Source organism: Niastella koreensis GR20-10, from assembly GCF_000246855.1.
GTDB classification, from domain to species: Bacteria; Bacteroidota; Bacteroidia; order Chitinophagales; family Chitinophagaceae; genus Niastella; species Niastella koreensis.
The window spans coordinates 8,415,812-8,431,623 of sequence record NC_016609.1; the positions used below are offsets into that span (position 1 = coordinate 8,415,812).

The 15,812-nt window shown below is 44.2% G+C and carries 16 protein-coding genes; 8 read left to right on the forward strand and 8 right to left on the reverse strand.

What is annotated here, in order from left to right; genetic code table 11:
• Window positions 1-41: 41 nt before the first annotated feature.
• The 5 genes from mreC to NIAKO_RS33865 all read left to right on the forward strand — a co-directional run bounded on the left by mreC (window position 42) and on the right by NIAKO_RS33865 (window position 5,774).
• Window positions 42-893, forward strand: coding sequence for a rod shape-determining protein MreC (gene mreC, locus NIAKO_RS33845; protein WP_014223006.1), 852 nt, complete (start codon window positions 42-44; stop codon window positions 891-893).
• On the forward strand, window positions 893-1,426 hold the full coding sequence (locus NIAKO_RS33850) for a hypothetical protein (RefSeq protein ID WP_014223007.1): 534 nt from the start codon (window positions 893-895) through the stop codon (window positions 1,424-1,426). The genes mreC and NIAKO_RS33850 overlap by 1 nt, the downstream gene beginning before the upstream one ends.
• Window positions 1,427-1,533: 107 nt before the next feature.
• Window positions 1,534-3,636, forward strand: coding sequence for a penicillin-binding protein 2 (gene mrdA, locus NIAKO_RS33855; protein ID WP_014223008.1), 2,103 nt, complete (start codon window positions 1,534-1,536; stop codon window positions 3,634-3,636).
• Window positions 3,633-4,979 carry a rod shape-determining protein RodA gene (gene rodA, locus NIAKO_RS33860; RefSeq protein WP_014223009.1) on the forward strand — a complete coding sequence of 449 codons (1,347 nt, stop codon included), beginning with the start codon at window positions 3,633-3,635 and terminating at the stop codon, window positions 4,977-4,979. Before mrdA ends, rodA begins: the two co-directional genes overlap by 4 nt.
• A 57-nt stretch (window positions 4,980-5,036) precedes the next feature.
• Complete coding sequence (locus NIAKO_RS33865; RefSeq protein ID WP_014223010.1) at window positions 5,037-5,774, forward strand: MBL fold metallo-hydrolase; 738 nt, start codon at window positions 5,037-5,039, stop codon at window positions 5,772-5,774.
• A 137-nt stretch (window positions 5,775-5,911) separates the two neighbouring features.
• Here the strand turns inward: NIAKO_RS33865 and NIAKO_RS37445 are convergent, their stop codons facing one another.
• The 3 genes from NIAKO_RS37445 to NIAKO_RS33880 are packed head-to-tail and all read right to left on the reverse strand — an operon-like array spanning window position 5,912 to window position 8,034.
• Window positions 5,912-6,343 carry a hypothetical protein gene (locus tag NIAKO_RS37445; RefSeq protein ID WP_049815662.1) on the reverse strand — a complete coding sequence of 144 codons (432 nt, stop codon included), beginning with the start codon at window positions 6,341-6,343 and terminating at the stop codon, window positions 5,912-5,914.
• 4 nt (window positions 6,344-6,347) lie between these two features.
• Window positions 6,348-7,448 (reverse strand): hypothetical protein, encoded by a 1,101-nt coding sequence (locus NIAKO_RS33875; RefSeq protein ID WP_014223012.1) that lies wholly within the window; start codon window positions 7,446-7,448, stop codon window positions 6,348-6,350.
• Between the two features lie 34 nt (window positions 7,449-7,482).
• Window positions 7,483-8,034 (reverse strand): RNA polymerase sigma factor, encoded by a 552-nt coding sequence (locus NIAKO_RS33880; RefSeq protein ID WP_014223013.1) that lies wholly within the window; start codon window positions 8,032-8,034, stop codon window positions 7,483-7,485.
• Window positions 8,035-8,255: 221 nt separating this feature from the next.
• On the opposite strand from NIAKO_RS33880, the gene NIAKO_RS33885 reads away from it, so the two are divergent.
• Both NIAKO_RS33885 and NIAKO_RS33890 read left to right on the forward strand, forming a co-directional pair.
• Window positions 8,256-8,492: a hypothetical protein gene (locus NIAKO_RS33885; RefSeq protein ID WP_014223014.1), complete on the forward strand. Its 237-nt coding sequence runs from the start codon at window positions 8,256-8,258 to the stop codon at window positions 8,490-8,492.
• Window positions 8,493-8,520: 28 nt separating this feature from the next.
• Window positions 8,521-9,063, forward strand: a complete 543-nt coding sequence (locus tag NIAKO_RS33890) for a hypothetical protein (protein WP_014223015.1) — start codon at window positions 8,521-8,523, stop codon at window positions 9,061-9,063.
• Window positions 9,064-9,115: 52 nt separating this feature from the next.
• Here NIAKO_RS33890 and NIAKO_RS33895 read toward each other — a convergent pair whose 3' ends face one another.
• The 5 genes from NIAKO_RS33895 to NIAKO_RS33915 all read right to left on the reverse strand — a co-directional run bounded on the left by NIAKO_RS33895 (window position 9,116) and on the right by NIAKO_RS33915 (window position 14,063).
• Window positions 9,116-10,075 carry a transketolase family protein gene (locus tag NIAKO_RS33895; protein WP_014223016.1) on the reverse strand — a complete coding sequence of 320 codons (960 nt, stop codon included), beginning with the start codon at window positions 10,073-10,075 and terminating at the stop codon, window positions 9,116-9,118.
• A 99-nt stretch (window positions 10,076-10,174) separates the two neighbouring features.
• Window positions 10,175-11,230 carry a UDP-glucose 4-epimerase GalE gene (gene galE / locus NIAKO_RS33900; RefSeq protein WP_014223017.1) on the reverse strand — a complete coding sequence of 352 codons (1,056 nt, stop codon included), beginning with the start codon at window positions 11,228-11,230 and terminating at the stop codon, window positions 10,175-10,177.
• 19 nt (window positions 11,231-11,249) lie between these two features.
• On the reverse strand, window positions 11,250-12,116 hold the full coding sequence (gene rfbA / locus NIAKO_RS33905; protein ID WP_014223018.1) for a glucose-1-phosphate thymidylyltransferase RfbA: 867 nt from the start codon (window positions 12,114-12,116) through the stop codon (window positions 11,250-11,252).
• Window positions 12,117-12,326: 210 nt separating this feature from the next.
• Window positions 12,327-13,397: an inorganic phosphate transporter gene (locus NIAKO_RS33910; RefSeq protein WP_014223019.1), complete on the reverse strand. Its 1,071-nt coding sequence runs from the start codon at window positions 13,395-13,397 to the stop codon at window positions 12,327-12,329.
• A gap of 36 nt (window positions 13,398-13,433) precedes the next feature.
• Window positions 13,434-14,063 (reverse strand): DUF47 domain-containing protein, encoded by a 630-nt coding sequence (locus NIAKO_RS33915; RefSeq protein ID WP_014223020.1) that lies wholly within the window; start codon window positions 14,061-14,063, stop codon window positions 13,434-13,436.
• 372 nt (window positions 14,064-14,435) lie between these two features.
• Here NIAKO_RS33915 and NIAKO_RS33920 point away from each other — a divergent pair, with 372 nt between their 5' ends.
• Window positions 14,436-15,761: a hypothetical protein gene (locus NIAKO_RS33920; protein ID WP_014223021.1), complete on the forward strand. Its 1,326-nt coding sequence runs from the start codon at window positions 14,436-14,438 to the stop codon at window positions 15,759-15,761.
• The last annotated feature ends 51 nt before the right edge of the window (window positions 15,762-15,812 follow it).

Sequence of the window (15,812 nt, forward strand, 5' to 3'; positions counted from 1 at the left end):
ATTGGGCCGGTATTTGTAATTTTTCATATTAAAAACCGCAGGTGCGTAATATTTTTCTCTTCATCAGGAGGTACTTCAATTTTGTATTCTTCGTGGTGCTGCAGATTGCGGCCCTGTATATCCTTTTTCATTACAACAAATTCCATGAAGCGGTTTTTTCTGGCGTAGCCAATGAATTAACCGGCAATATAGGTGGTAAATATTCCAATGTCACTTACTATTTCCACCTGAAGTCAACCAACGATCAGTTGGCCAAAGAAAACGAAGAACTGCGTAACAAGCTGTTAGCCAACTTCGAACGGCCCGATACCACGCAGAAGCTGGTTGCAGATACCATACCTTACGATACCCTTGGGCATTACCGCAAATACCTGTACCGCAGCGCCCGGGTGGTGAACAACTCAGTTAGCTTACCCAACAATACTTTTACCATTAACCGGGGCGAAAATGAAGGCATTCATAAAAATATGGGTGTTATAAGCCCCAATGGAGTAGCGGGGGTAGTTATTAATACCAGCAACAATTATGCAGTGGTAATGAGCTTGTTACATCGCCAAACCACCATCAGCGCCAGCCTTAAAAAGACCGGGGAGACCGGCAAGGTTTTTTGGGATGGTTCCAGTCCTTTATATGTTAACCTGAAAGATATTCCCAAAAGCGCCCAGGTACAAAAAGGCGACTCGGTTGTAACCAGTCCTTATGCCTCCCATTTCCCCCAGGGCATTTTGATTGGCACGGTGATGGATATAGTGGACGACAAAACCAGCAGCTTTTACACATTACGGTTAAAACCGGCTACCAACTTCTTTAATATTCAATATGTAATGGTTGTAGAAAACCTGTTAAAGGATGAGCAGGCCAAACTGGAAGGAGAAACTAATAAAATTAACTAATGAGCGATCTGGTACGTAATACGGTCCGTTTTGTATTGTTTATACTGGTGCAGTATTATGTATTGTTTCAAATACACCCACTACATCAGTTTGTAGTGCCTTATGTATATTTTTTGTACGTGCTCTGGCTGCCCTTCAGCATGGGCCGCATGACCTTGATGTTCGTAAGCTTTGTATTTGGTTTAACCCTCGATTATTTTACCCAAACCCCGGGTTTACATGCCGCCGCCTGCGTATTGATAGCATATGTGCGCGGTTTTGTAGTGAACATCCTGATCCCGCAGGAAGGCGCCGAACAGAACTATAGGTCGCCCTCACCTGTTAGTATGGGATGGGCCCCTTATGCGATCTATGTGCTGGTGTTAACTCTGGTGCATCATATCTATCTGGTTTTTCTGGAATGGCTGCAGTTTGGATCATTCCTGTTTTTCCTGGGAAAGGTGTTGGCAACAACTGGCGTCAGTTTAATGCTGATACTCATTACCGAGCTGTTGTTCTTCAGAAAAGAGAAATTCAGGACCAACACTGCCTAAGGCCAATTGCCTGTTGAATTAGTGGTGCATAAAAAGAATTAACTTCGCTTACAATATATTAATCAATTTTTGTTTGGTAATTAGTACTGTAATGTACGTTAAGTCCTATGTCTGTATTTAACCAGTCAAGAAGTAACATAATACGCCTGATATTTCTCGGACTCTTCCTCATTATAATAGTTCAGTTATTTAACCTTCAGGTAATCCAGGGCAAATACAAGGTATTGGCCATGGAGAACGCGGTATTTGCGAAAGTGAAGTATCCCGACAGGGGTATCATTTACGACCGCAAGAACCGGCCAATCCTGAACAACACTATTATGTACGACCTGGTAGTGGTGCCCAATGAGGCCAGGAAGAACGATACTTTAGGGCTTTGTGAGATCCTTAATATTGATACTGCTGAATATAACAAACGCATCAGGGAGGCAGTTATAAAGAACGGACGGTACCGGCCTTCTATTTTTGAAGATCTGCTGGAGCCGCAATTACAGGCCCGCCTCGATGAGAACATCTGGAAATTTCCTGGCTTTGCGTTGGTTGAACGTCCGGTACGCGTGTATCCTTTTAATGCCGCTGCGCATATTATGGGCTACATTGGCGAAGCCGATTCAAACATCATCAAACGCTCCAGCGGGTTTTACCATATGGGCGACTACGTTGGCCGCAGCGGCCTGGAAGCTTATTATGAAAGAGTGCTAATGGGACAGCGTGGGGTTGAGTTCTTATTGAAGGATAACAAGAACCGCCTGGTGGGGAATTATGAAAAAGGCCGTTACGATACACCCGCTGTTCGTGGCCGTAACCTGCATACTTATATTGATATTGAACTGCAACAACTGGCCGAAAAACTTATCAATGGTAAGCTGGGCGCGGTAGTAGCGCTCGATCCCAAAACCGGTGGCATTCTGGCCATGGCTTCGGGCCCCAACTATGATCCCAATACATTGACTGGTCCCAATAAACAAAAGAATTACGGCCGCATGGTACTGGACGTGAAGGCGCCGCTGTTAAATCGCGCCATCCAGGGTTTTTATCCCCCCGGTTCAACCTATAAACCACTGGGAGCATTAATAGGATTGGATGAAGGTGTGATAACACCTGCCAGTGGTATTAGCTGTACCGGCGCCTATTATGGTTGTAATAAAGTAGTTCGTTGTACCGAGCACTGGCAGGGGCACTCAGCCAACCTGCGTTTATCTATAGCCTGGTCGTGTAACTCATTCTTTTCTGATGTATTCAGAAAAACTATTGATAATCCTGCGTACCATAGTTCCCGCACCGGTTTGGTAAAATGGACAGAATATATGAACCGGTTTGGATTGGGTCACCGTATTGGTATTGACCTGCCAAGTGAAATTGGTGGCAATGTGCCCGATACCACGCAGTATGACAAAGAGTACCGCCGTTCCTGGAATTCCTGTACCATGGTAACCATCGGTATTGGCCAGGATAAATTAACGGTTACGCCTTTGCAAATGGCCAATTCAATGGCCATTGTTGCCAATAAAGGATATTACTACATTCCGCATTTTGTAAAGAATTTCGAGAACGAGAATGAACAGGATACGGTAATGAAAAAGTACCGTGAGAAACATGAGGTGCTGACCCACATTCCCGAAGATCAATTTGATATTGTACAGGAAGGAATGCAGGATGTGGTAGAACACGGTACGGCGCAGGTGGCCAGAATACCTGGTATAAATATGTGCGCTAAAACAGGTACGGCTGAAAACAAAACGGTGCTCGATGGCAGAGTGATCCAGTTGAAAGATAACTCGATGTTCGTTTGTTTTGCCCCCCGCGAAGACCCTAAGATCTGTGTGGCTGTTGTTGTGCAGAATGCAGGCTTTGGTGCTACCTGGGCGGCGCCCATCGGCTCCCTGCTGGTAGAGAAATACCTTACCGATTCTTTAAGAACAGAAAGGGTAGCAGAAGTGAAGCGGATCTCAGAGGCCAACATCATTCCTGATTATTTTGAAAGATTACAATATAAAACAGATTCAATCCGGGCCCGTAAATGGTTCGATTTAACAAAGGACAGCAATTACATCAGAAAGTATTTGCCGCGGCAACGCGTTAATACCAACAGCGCCAGAAAGCAAACCCAGTCGCCCGCAGCGCCTGTGGCTATGAAGCCGGCAAAAGATGTGATGATCAATGAGAATTTATATGCAAAACGATCAACGACCGATAAAAGAAATCCATGAACAACCAGCGTAATCCTACCATTTCAAAAGGGGTCGATTCAACCCTTATCTGGCTGTATTTAGTCCTGGTTGCGATCGGGCTGCTGAGTATCTTTTCAGTAACCTATCACGAAGGGGATGACGTAGTGCGCAGCTTCCTGAGCTTTAAAACAGATTACAGCAAGCAATTGATCTTTTTTGCGGTATCGTTATTGATCGGGTTATTCATTCTGCTAACCGATAGTAAATTCTTTACCGCCACGGCCAATATCTGGTATGCATTCGGTATTCTGCTCCTGCTGATCGTATTTCCATTTCATACCAATATCAAGGGAACAGAGTCCATTATTAAACTGGGTGGGTTTAACTTACAACCCGCGGAGTTGATGAAAGTGTTTGTGTGCCTGGCGTTGGCTAAATACCTGTCGCGGGTTGAAACAGATTTCAGTAAAACCAGTTCGCAGCTGATGGCGGCAGGTATTGTATGTTTACCCGCTTTGATAACCATTGCACAAAAAGAAACAGGGTTGGCCCTGGTGTTCCTGGCCTTCTTCCTGGTGATGTTTCGCGAAGGTTTACCCGCAGGTTACCTGATCATCGGGTTTTCACTGGCCGTACTGGTAGTGGCTACCTTGCTCATAGATAAAGACATCCTGGCTATTACCCTGGTAGCCATTGCCTCAGTAGTTATTTACTTTGGCTGGCGGTTTACCCGGCAGCGTCGTGAACTGATTATTATAGTGAGCCTGGTGACGGTCACGTGCGTGGGCGTACAACGGTTTGCCGTACCGTTTATATTTACCCACATCTTACAAAAACACCAGGTAGAACGTATCTTCTCCCTGATTGGGCGGGAAAACCCATATGCCAAACTGAACACTGTTGAGGGGGACGAACCTGAACCCGTAGGTTCTAAAAAAGATGCCGTCGACTACAACGTACGGCAAAGTAAGATTGCCATTGGTTCCGGTGGTTTTTTAGGTCGTGGCTTTTTAAAAGGCACCCAAACCCGTTTTGAGTTTGTGCCGGAGCAACGTACCGATTTTATTTTCTGTACTATCGGCGAGGGCTTTGGCTTTTTGGGTTGTTTGGTGGTGCTGGGTATTTACATCTTCCTGTTGTTACGAATGGTAAATATTGCCGAACGACAGCGAAGTGTATTCAGCCGGTGTTATGCCTACGGAGTAGCCTCAGTTTTCTTTTTTCATATTGCCATTAATATCTGTATGACAGTTGGTTTGGCGCCGGTGATTGGTATTCCATTGCCATTTATAAGTTATGGCGGTACCTCGTTGCTGGGTTTCAGTATTATGCTGTTTGTACTGGTGCGCCTCGATGCAGACAGACAAATGGTGTTGCGATAAAGCTTGCATTGCCCGCCGTAGCTTTAGCATAGGCGGGCCAGTTTAACAAATAAGATCATGAAAGTTATACCCCTGAGTGAAGGCACGTTTACGATAGATAAAACAAAGCTGTTTGTTCCCTTCGATACAGAGAAAGATAACCTGCAGGAGCGGCCGGTAGGAAGTTTGCTGGTAGAAATTCAACCCTTTGTGGTTATTACTTCTGAAGATGTGCTGCTGTTGGATACGGGTTTGGGTTTTACCACCGGGGGCGGCCGGTTACAATTACATCAGAACTTAATGGATAATGGCATTAATCCAGGTGAAATAACCAAGGTATTGATGTCGCATTTGCATAAAGACCATGCTGGTGGCATTGCCATGGGTAGTGGTGCGGAAAGGACCCTCAGCTTTCCACAGGCAACCTATTATATTCAGAAACAGGAGATGGCCTATGTATATGAGAAAGGATTCCCTTCTTATATACCCGATGAGCTGGATTGTTTAAAAGATGCGCCAAATGTGGTGTGGCTCGATGGCAATGGCGTGATTGATGGGTACATCAAATACGAAATAACCGGCGCACACAGTAAATATCACCAGGTATACTGGATTGTTGATGGTGGTGAAACTGTTTTCTTTGGCGGCGATGACGCCCCTCAACTGCAGCAGATGCGCAGCCGCTTTGTGGCCAAGTATGATTATGATGGCAAAAAAGCCATGGAGTTGCGCCAGCAGTGGTGGCAGGTTGGTGAAAAGGAGCGGTGGAAATTTTTATTCTACCATGACGTAAAGAATCCCACCTGGGAATATTGAATATCGTAGTTAAAGACAACTTCAACGTTGGATATTCGACAATCATTATTCGATATTTTTTGTGGCCAAAGGCCACAAAAAAGGCCTGCCCTGGAAAGAGCCGGCCATTGCTAACCTATGAAAAACACCTAGTTTAATCAGTTTCCGCGGAAAGGTCTTCGGTTTTCCATTTTCTGCATCCGGCGTTCCATCAGTTCCTTTTGCAGTACGGTACCAAATTCCTTTTCAGCTTTAAAAAATGTATTTACTTTTTCAGAAGACAGGGCTTTACCAAACTCCCCGTTATACTTCTTACGAATATTTAAGAGCTTTTCTTCAGTACCAATTTCTCCTTCCTGGTTCTGCCGGGCATCGAGCCTGGTTTTTCTGATCTCGCCCATGTATTCATTGTAAATGGGCCAGAACTTCTGCGCTTCGTCTGTGCTCAGGTTTAATTTTTTAGTGAGGTATGCAATCTTCAGTGCCTCAATACGGCTACCATTGCCCTTTTGGCCGGCATCATCATCCTGTGCCAGGGACACCGCCGATATACCCAGCGCCATCACTATTATGAGTATAATTTTTTTCATGAGTTTAATTCGTTTGAATGTCTTTTACAGTGCTGTACTTTTCAATGTACTGTTGCAGGTCCTCATCCGATACATCGGCCAGCATATCTTTCATATCGCTGGTGGTTAATTCTTCGGAATTGGCTGCCAATGTTGCTCCGGTGGGCGCCGCTGACTGGCTCTCCAGGTAATTTTCAAGATTATCATCACTGATGCTATCGAGGTCTTTTGAAGCAAGAACGATAGTATCATCACCGCCAGTTGCTCCCTTATGCCCTGGTTTCAGGTAAAACAATCCTGCGGTAACAATAAGCCCTGCTACTACTGCAGCTGCAGCGTACCGTAATACGCGGCGGGTAAAGCTTATTGACACCACCTTAGCTGGTTGCTGCGCCCTGATTGCTTTTAATACCTGGCCAGGCAGTTGTTCAAAATAACCTGCGGGTACATGGTATACCTGCATTCTTTTTAAACCATTCGTCAATGGCGACCCGTTTTCGAGTGCATCATTTACAAAATCGATGGCCTGTGCGCCGGCAATAGCATTTTCGCCTAACTCCTCAAAATAACCAGCCGGTGTGCTGAATGGCATCTTTTTACCAATTTTACCCAACAGGGGAGAAACGATATCCGCTTCTTCATTTGCCTTATCGGTGGCCGTGGTTTTAACCCGGTTAAGTATAATGGCTGGTAAATTGTTAAAGTAACCGGCAGGAACCTGGTATGGATTATTATTTGCTTGTTGTAATGTAGATGAAAGCGATGTTTCCTCCTGCTTTACCCGTTGTAAAACGGTGTTGGCAAATGCTTCAAAATAGCCTTGCGGAACTTCGTAAGGATTGTTATTTGCCTGTTGTAAAGCCGCGGAAAGTGTTGCTTCCTCACCCTTTACCCGTTGCAGAATGGTATTGGCCAATCCTTCAAAGTAACCTTGCGGTACCTGGTAGGGATGCTGGGCGGGAGGTAAAACAGGGGCGGCTTCCATAGCCTTAACCAGTTGCAATAACTGGCCGGCCAGCCCTTCAAAATACCCGGCAGGCACTGTGTAAGGAGCCTGATAGCTGATACCAGCTACAACCGGGCTGATTTCCCTCAATTCATTCAGTATGTTATTCCTGTTTTCCATTGCACCAACTGAGACTAGATTTGTTAATTAAAGTTTAATGATTGAGGATATAATCCTCAATTTTTTTAACGGCGTGGTGGTAAGAAGCTTTAAGAGCCCCTTCCGAGGTTTCCAGCACCTGGCTCATTTCTTCATAAGGCATTTCGTCGTAATATCTTAGGGTGAATACAATCCGTTGCTTTTCAGGTAATTGCTGAATAGCAAGTTGTAATTTCCACTCCAGCTTATTAGGGTCGAAATGTTTATCGGCCTTGATCTTGTTCTCCAGTCCGCTTTCAACATCGCTGAGCGACACGGAACTTCTTTTCTTCAGCTGTTCCAGGTAAGTAAGGCATTCATTGGTAGCAATACGATACAACCAGGTGTACAGCTGAGAGTCTTCCCTGAAGTTTTCCAATCCGTTCCAAACCCTTATAAACACATTTTGTAATACATCATTTGCGTCCTCGTGCTCAACTACCATCCGGCGAATGTGCCAGTATAGCCGTTCCTGGTATTTTCGGATTATAGCCGTATAGGCCTTTTCTTTAGTGGCCGGATCGCGAAATTGCATCAGCAATTCGCTGTCTTGCATGGTCACCGACATAGGTTAGCTGTTTTCTGTGATAAAATATTGGAACCTGTCAATTGTATTTAGTTTAAACGTTCCAACAAATATATTATGATAAGGTATAAATCACTAAGTTATAATTGATATTAAAAACACCTTAATGTGTTGCCCGCAACAATAAAGTTAACGTGGGGGAAGGTATTTGAAATACCGGTTGTAATTATTAGCATTGTGGCCTGTACCTTAACCCAACCCTTATGAAAGCTAAGAAAAACTCAGGCCCCGCGTGGCTTCTGCGTACCCTGGTGTTATGGCTATTAGGTATCTCCCTGTTGATCTTCCTGGTTGTTGCTTCTTTATCGTCGTTGTTCAGTTACTCTTTGTGGAGCTGGATAAATGTGCTGCGCTTTATAATTGGCGGCGGGATCGTTTTTCTATTGATCTGCTACGGTTTCTTTTTCAAAACGATCCTGAACGGAAGTAAAGAGAAATAACCATTTCCCAAACTTTTATACCTTCTTTATGGACACTAAAGCAATTGAAGAACATTGGGATGAATTTTTGCGCCAGCTTATACAGGCAAAACCTCAGGGATTTCTCAGTGAAAGTGAAAATGGCATTAAGATCTATTCTTTTGAAAGCTGGTTAAGGGATACCGGCAGGCAATCATTGATTCAGGAGTATTGCACTTACATAAAAGACAGCAATTACATGTCAACGGCTTTTGCCAGGATCAATGGCGTAAGATGGCCAGGATCTAAAAACATGAAATTGCTGGCTGCTTTCCTGTTCTGGGCTATGTTTACAGGCGCTTGTTTGTACCTGTTGATAGTGGCTTTTCTGGCAACTTTTGACATTAAATTCCGGGGCTGGTTACCCGCTGTACTTTTTATCATAAGCGGGCCATTGGTAGTGGCAACGGCCTTATTACTGCAACGCATCAGACTAAACCGAAACCTGAAGAGCGGGTCAATAAAGCAGCCGCAGTATATCATTAAGAATTTTGATAGTGATGAACTGACCTTTCTGCGAAATAAAAACAAGTTGTTTGTAGAAGGGAAATAAAAAAGGTGAACGGTCAGAGACCATTCACCCTTTTCTTTATAAGCGAATAAGATTATCCTTTTCTTGCGATAACTTTTTGTGCTGCATCAACGATGTTTGGCGTATCCAAACCGTATTTTTTCAGCAATTGCAATGGTGTACCGCTTTCGCCAAACGTATCGTTGGTACCAATGTACTCAATAGGAATGGGGAAGTTTTTAGAGGCAGTTTGTGCAATAGCATCACCTAAACCGCCAATGATATTGTGTTCTTCCACAGTAACCGCGCAGCGGGTTTTGCGAATAGATTTCAGGATTGCTTCGGTATCCAGCGGTTTAATAGTGTGGATGTTTACCACTTCAACGCTGATGCCTTTTTCTTCGAGAATGCGGCCGGCTTCAATGGCTTTCCATACCATGTGACCACAGGCGAAAATGGAAACATCAGTGCCTTCGCTGAAGAACTGGGCTTTACCAATTTCAAATTTTTGATCGGCAGCTGTGAAAATAGGCCAGCTTGGGCGGCCAAAACGCAGGTAAACAGGACCCACATATTCAGCAACGGCAATAGTAGCCGCTTTGGTTTGGTTGTAATCGCAAGGCACGATCACCGTCATACCAGGGAGCATTTTCATTAAACCGATATCTTCGAGGATCTGGTGAGTAGCACCGTCTTCGCCCAGCGTTAAACCGGCGTGCGAAGCACAGACTTTTACGTTTTTACCAGAATATACTATTGACTGACGAATTTGATCGTATACACGGCCAGTGGAGAAGTTGGCAAAAGTGGTGGTAAAAGGAATTTTTCCTCCAATCGTTAAACCGGCTGCTATACCCATCATATTGGCTTCAGCGATCCCTACCTGAACATAACGCTCGGGAAACTCTTTCATGAACTGGTTCAGTTTCATAGAACCGGCCAGATCGGCTGTAAGGGCTACTACATTTGAATTCTTACGGGCTGCTTCCACAATACCATCGCCAAAACCGCTGCGGGTATCTTTTTGTCCGGTTACCTGTATTTCTTTCAGCATGTTAAAAATTTGGTGGTGCAAAGTAAGGTAAAAAAAAGCAAATGGCTCAATGGCATTTTAATAGTTGCCATTGAGCCGCAGCATGTATTTAAACTAACATTAGTTAAGATCGGCTGGCCTGCTTTGATAGAAACTGGTATCTGCCTTCAGGCGTTGCTCCCATTTCCAGGCAGTGGCCATCATATCTTCCAGTGAGTATTTTGTTTCCCAACCCAGTGAATTGCGGGCCAGGTCGTTATTGGCGTAAATGGCTATTACGTCACCGGAGCGGCGTGGGCCAATTACATAATTCAATTTTACATTACTCACTTTTTCAAAGGCCTCTATGGCTTCCAGTACGCTTACGCCATTGCCTGTTCCCAGGTTAAATACTTCACAGCGCTGTTTGTTTTTTTCAGCCAGTAAGTATTGAATAGAAAGCGTATGCGCATGTGCAATATCGCTTACATGAATGTAATCCCGGATGCACGACCCATCGCGTGTTGGATAATCGTCGCCATGCACCTGCATTACAGGTATTTTACCAATAGCTGTTTGCGTAATGGCGGGCACCAGGTTGGCCGGGCGGCCAATGGGCAGCTCACCAATCAAAATAGAAGGGTGGGCGCCTACCGGGTTAAAATAGCGCAACAGAATACATTGGGTGGGGTTGGCTTTTGAAAACTCATTGATGATTTGCTCACCCATTTGTTTGGTGTATCCATATGGCGATTCAGCCGGTTTGGGTGGTGTTAATTCTGTTACCGGAATTTTATCGGGGTTACCATAAACCGTGCAGGAAGAAGAGAATACAAAATGGGGAATATTAAATTCCGAAACACATTTCAGCAGGTTGATCAATGAAAACAGGTTGTTCTCAAAATACATCAACGGCTGCTCTACTGATTCGCCTACTGCCTTATAAGCAGCGAAATGTATAATGCCGGTAATGTCGGTATTTTCCTGAAAAATGGCGAAAGTGTCGTCAAAGTCGCACAGGTCTACCTTATAGTTCTTAACTTTTTTGCCGGTGATTTTTTCAATGCCTTCTAAAATGCGGGGGGTTGACCGGGAATTGTCATCGACTGAAATTACATCAAAGCCGTTTTCTATAAGGTCAACAATGGTGTGAGATCCAATATAACCACATCCGCCTGTAACCAGAATTTTGCTCATTATATCGTTTTATTTAAGATTAGCTTTCTTTCAATAAGTTCATAAGATATTGGCCATATCCACTCTTAAGCAAGGGTTGGGCCACGGAAATCAGCTGTTCTTTTGTGATAAAACCTTTGCGGTAAGCTATTTCTTCAATACAAGCGATTTTTATGCCCTGTCTTTGTTCAATAACCTGTACAAACTGAGAGGCTTGCATCAGGGAATCAAAAGTACCTGTATCTAACCAGGCGGTACCTCTGTCAAGAATGGAAACTTTTAATTTCCCCCTGCGAAGATATTCTTTATTTACATCTGTGATTTCATATTCGCCCCGGGGACTCGGTTGCAGGTCGCGGGCAATGGCTACTACTTCATTATCATAGAAATATAAACCAGGTACCGCATAACTGCTTTTGGGTTGTGCTGGCTTTTCTTCTATAGAAATAACCTTGTTGCTTTTATCAAATTCAACCACGCCATATCGCTCAGGATCGCTGACATGATAAGCATATACAATGCCACCATCGGGGGTGTTGTTTTTGGACAATTGTTCGCCCAGGCCCACACCGTAGAAAATATTATCGCCCAGCACCAGCGCTACATTGTCTTTCCCTATGAAATCGGCGCCAATTACAAATGCCTGCGCCAGTCCGTTGGGTACAGCCTGTTCGGCATAGGTAAAGTTTAAACCCAGCTTTGAGCCATCGCCCAGCAGTCTTTTAAACTGGGGAAGATCGTGGGGTGTTGAAATGATTAATATATCCCGGATGCCGGCAAGCATTAATGTAGACAATGGGTAATAGATCATGGGTTTATCATAAATGGGCATGATCTGTTTACTGATCGCATAGGTTATTGGGTGCAACCGTGTGCCTGAACCCCCCGCTAAAATAATTCCTTTCATGTCTGCAATTAAATTTTATTGAAATGCATTAACACAACAGCCTCGTAAGGGTGCGTAAATTATGCCAAAGTAATAAGAAACAGTTGGAATTCAAAAAGGAAGTGGGGGAATTGGCTGACAAGTTAACGGGTTGACGGGTTAACCCGTTGACGGGGAAAAGCAGGCAAAAGATAAAGGTAGAAGCAGGAGGTTACCTCCTGCTTCGGTATCTTAAGCAACAGGATTGATCAATTTCAGAATATAATACACAATAGCTGCAAGAAGGCCGCTCACTGGAATGGTGAGGATCCATGCCCATAACAGGTTAATGGAAACGCCCCAGCGTACAGCCGATAAACGTTTGGTCATACCCACACCCATAATAGAACCTACGATGGTATGCGTGGTACTCACGGGTACACCCAATCCCTGCGAAACGCCGTAGAGGGTAAGCGCACCGGCGGTTTCGGCAGCCACCCCTTCGAGCGGGGTAACCTTAGTGATCTTTGTTCCCATGGTTTTAATAATACGCCAGCCACCCATCATGGTACCTGCACCAATACACAAGTAACAGGTGATAGGTATCCATTGGGGCACATGAGCATAGCTAGATTTACCATGGGCATCTACCACTTCCTGAATATGGGCCCAGTGTGGTACAGGCATTCCATTTTTCACGCACCAGGCGCCAAATACCACCATGGAGGCGGTGATAATACCGATCACTTTTTGCGAATCGCTGCCACCGTGGCCTAAACTGAAGGCGGCGGAAGATAATAGCTGCAAACGGCGAAACCATTTATCTGCCTGGTAGGGATTAGCCCTTCGGCATAGGTTGACTATTATGACCGTTATAATAAATGCTATGATCATGCCTATAAAGGGAGCCAGTACAATGAATAGCATGATATTAAAGATGGTTCCCTGGTTAATAACGCTGAAGCTGTGAGCGTGCGCTACAGCTGCGCCTGCAAAACCACCAATGAGGGTATGCGATGAACTGGAAGGAATACCAAACCACCAGGTAAGCAGGTTCCAGAAAATGGCGGCTATAAGGCCGGCCATAATTACATATAAGTTAATGGAATCGGCGTGTACGGTTTTGGCAACGGTGTTGGCCACTTTCAGGTCAAAGATCCAATAGGCTATGAAGTTGAACATGGCTGCCCAAACTACTGCCTGAAAAGGAGTGAGTACTTTGGTTGAAACAACTGTGGCTATGGAGTTGGCAGCGTCATGAAAACCATTGATCAAATCGAAGGCCAGTCCGAGTATAATAATTACAACTAATAATGTAAACATTGCGGCAGCGGTTAGGTAAAAAACAGGTCCTGTCTGTTACGCGTATTTAATAATGATAGATTCAATAACGTTACCGGCATCTTCACATTTATCAGTTACAATTTCCATTACCTGGTAAATTTCCCGCTTTTTGATCACCTCTTTGGCGTCGGGTTCTGTTTCAAATAACCTGTCGATGCTTAAATCAAAAATATCGTCGGCCTGATTTTCAATGCTGTTTACTTTAACCAGTGCATCAGTTATCTGGCGCATATCACGCATATCGCGTAATTGCAGTACGGCATTTTTTATTTGCTCGCAACCCTGATCTATCAGATCAGCCATTTTTTGAATGCCCTGGTCGTTGGGATTTACTTTGTAGAAGTTGATTTTTTTAGCTGAGGCGAAAATATAGTCGGCAATGTCATCCAGCGCGCTGGCCAGGTAGTGAATGTCTTCACGGTCGAAGGGGGTAATAAAATTTCTGCCGAGCTCAGTAAAGATCTTATGGGTATAATCGTCGTTCACATGTTCCAGGTCTTCGATCTGGGAAATCAAAGCAGCCCTTTTGTCGAAGTCGGGCTCCGTAACAACCTCTTTCATTACCTTACCCATTTTAGCCACAGTGTGGGCAACCTGTTCAAACAAGGAATAGAATATCCTATCCTTCGGCATGAAAATCTTCATTATAGAGTTTAAGCCCATTTTTCCTAAAAATTTGTCGCAAAAATAGAACTAATACCATAGGATAAAAAAAAGGGAGTCTCGGTAATAATTACTTAACACAAAGATAATATTTATCCCGGAAGCTGTTCTTGCGTGTTTAACATATTGATTTGCAATTAATAGAAATAGTCTTAGTCATTGGATGCTAACCAGTTAAACAATTGGAAACCTGTTTAACCTTTAATTTCTTAATAAAATATTATTCCAGCCAGCTAAGAAAAAATGTACGGCTACCGAGAATAAACAATTTACCGGGTAAAGTGTATGAAGTTTAAATCATTCTTAACACTGAGGTAATAATTACTTAATATTGGGCCCGCAAAAAACTGCTTAATGGGTCCTGAACGTATTCCGGTAGCTGCTTTTTACCGCAAATTCATTGCTATTCTGATCTTTATATCTGTTTCTTCTTTTGTGCATGCCCAGTTTTTGACCGACATGATTGATACCACCACCAGCATGGGCAAAGGGATTTTACAATTGTACAGGAAGTTTGATCGCGTTTATATTACCGGATACCTGCAAACCCAGTACCAGGTGGTGCAGCAAAAAGGGGCCCACAGCTTTAGCGGCGGCGATTTTGCCCCCAACGTGGATAACAGGTTTATGCTCCGGCGCGGCCGGCTCCGGTTCGATTATGCCCACATGAATGCTGATGAACAGGTTTCCGTTTACTTTGTATTTCAGTTTGATGGCACTGAACGCGGGGTTTTCATCCGCGATTTCTGGGGACGCGTATTTGAAAATAAATGGCAGGTGTTTCAATTAACCACCGGTATGTTTGCCCGGCCATTTGGTTACGAAGTGAACCTGGGTTCTGCCGACCGGGAATCGCTGGAGCGGGGACGCATGTCGCAAACATTAATGAAGGTGGAACGTGACCTGGGCGCCATGATTTCCTTTGAACCCCGCCGGCCAGACCATCCGTTGCGTTATTTAAAAATAGATGCCGGTTTTTTCAACGGGCCGGGTTTGAACGCCACCCAGGATTATGACTCCTATAAAGATTTTATTGCCCGTGCCTCCTGGAAACCTTACCCGCTTTCCAGCTCACTTTTAATTTCAGGCGGACTTTCCTATTTCAATGGCGGCATGTTCCAGAATACAAAATATACCTACGAAATAAGCAAAGACGCCGCCGGTAAACAGTTTGTGGTAGATTCTGCAGATGGGAACATTGGTCGTAAAGCACCCCGTAAATATTATGGGGCCGATCTGCAATTAAAGTGGAAGCATAAGTATGGCGCTACTGAATTGCGGCTTGAATACTGGCGGGGTACCCAAACCGCATCGGCCAGTACCAGCGAAACGCCGGCAGCCCTGTTACAGGAGCCTTACTATGTTCGCAAGTTTGATGGCGCCTTTGCTTACCTGTTGCAAAACGTTGTAAACAGTAAACATCAGGTGGGTCTTAAATTCGATTGGTACGATCCCAATACAGCCGTAAAAGGAAAGGAGATTGGCCAGAACGGAAATAATATAAATGCCACTAATATTAAATACACCACGCTGAGTGTTGGATATAATTATAACATCAATGAAAATGTGCGGCTGATGTTGTGGTACGACTTTATTCAGAATGAACACACTTCTTTAGCCGGTTATACGGGCGATGTAAAGGATAATATTTTTACCACAAGGCTGCAGTTCAGGTTTTAGTTGATTTAATATTATGGTAACATTGACCTAACGTTTAGATAATATGCCGTT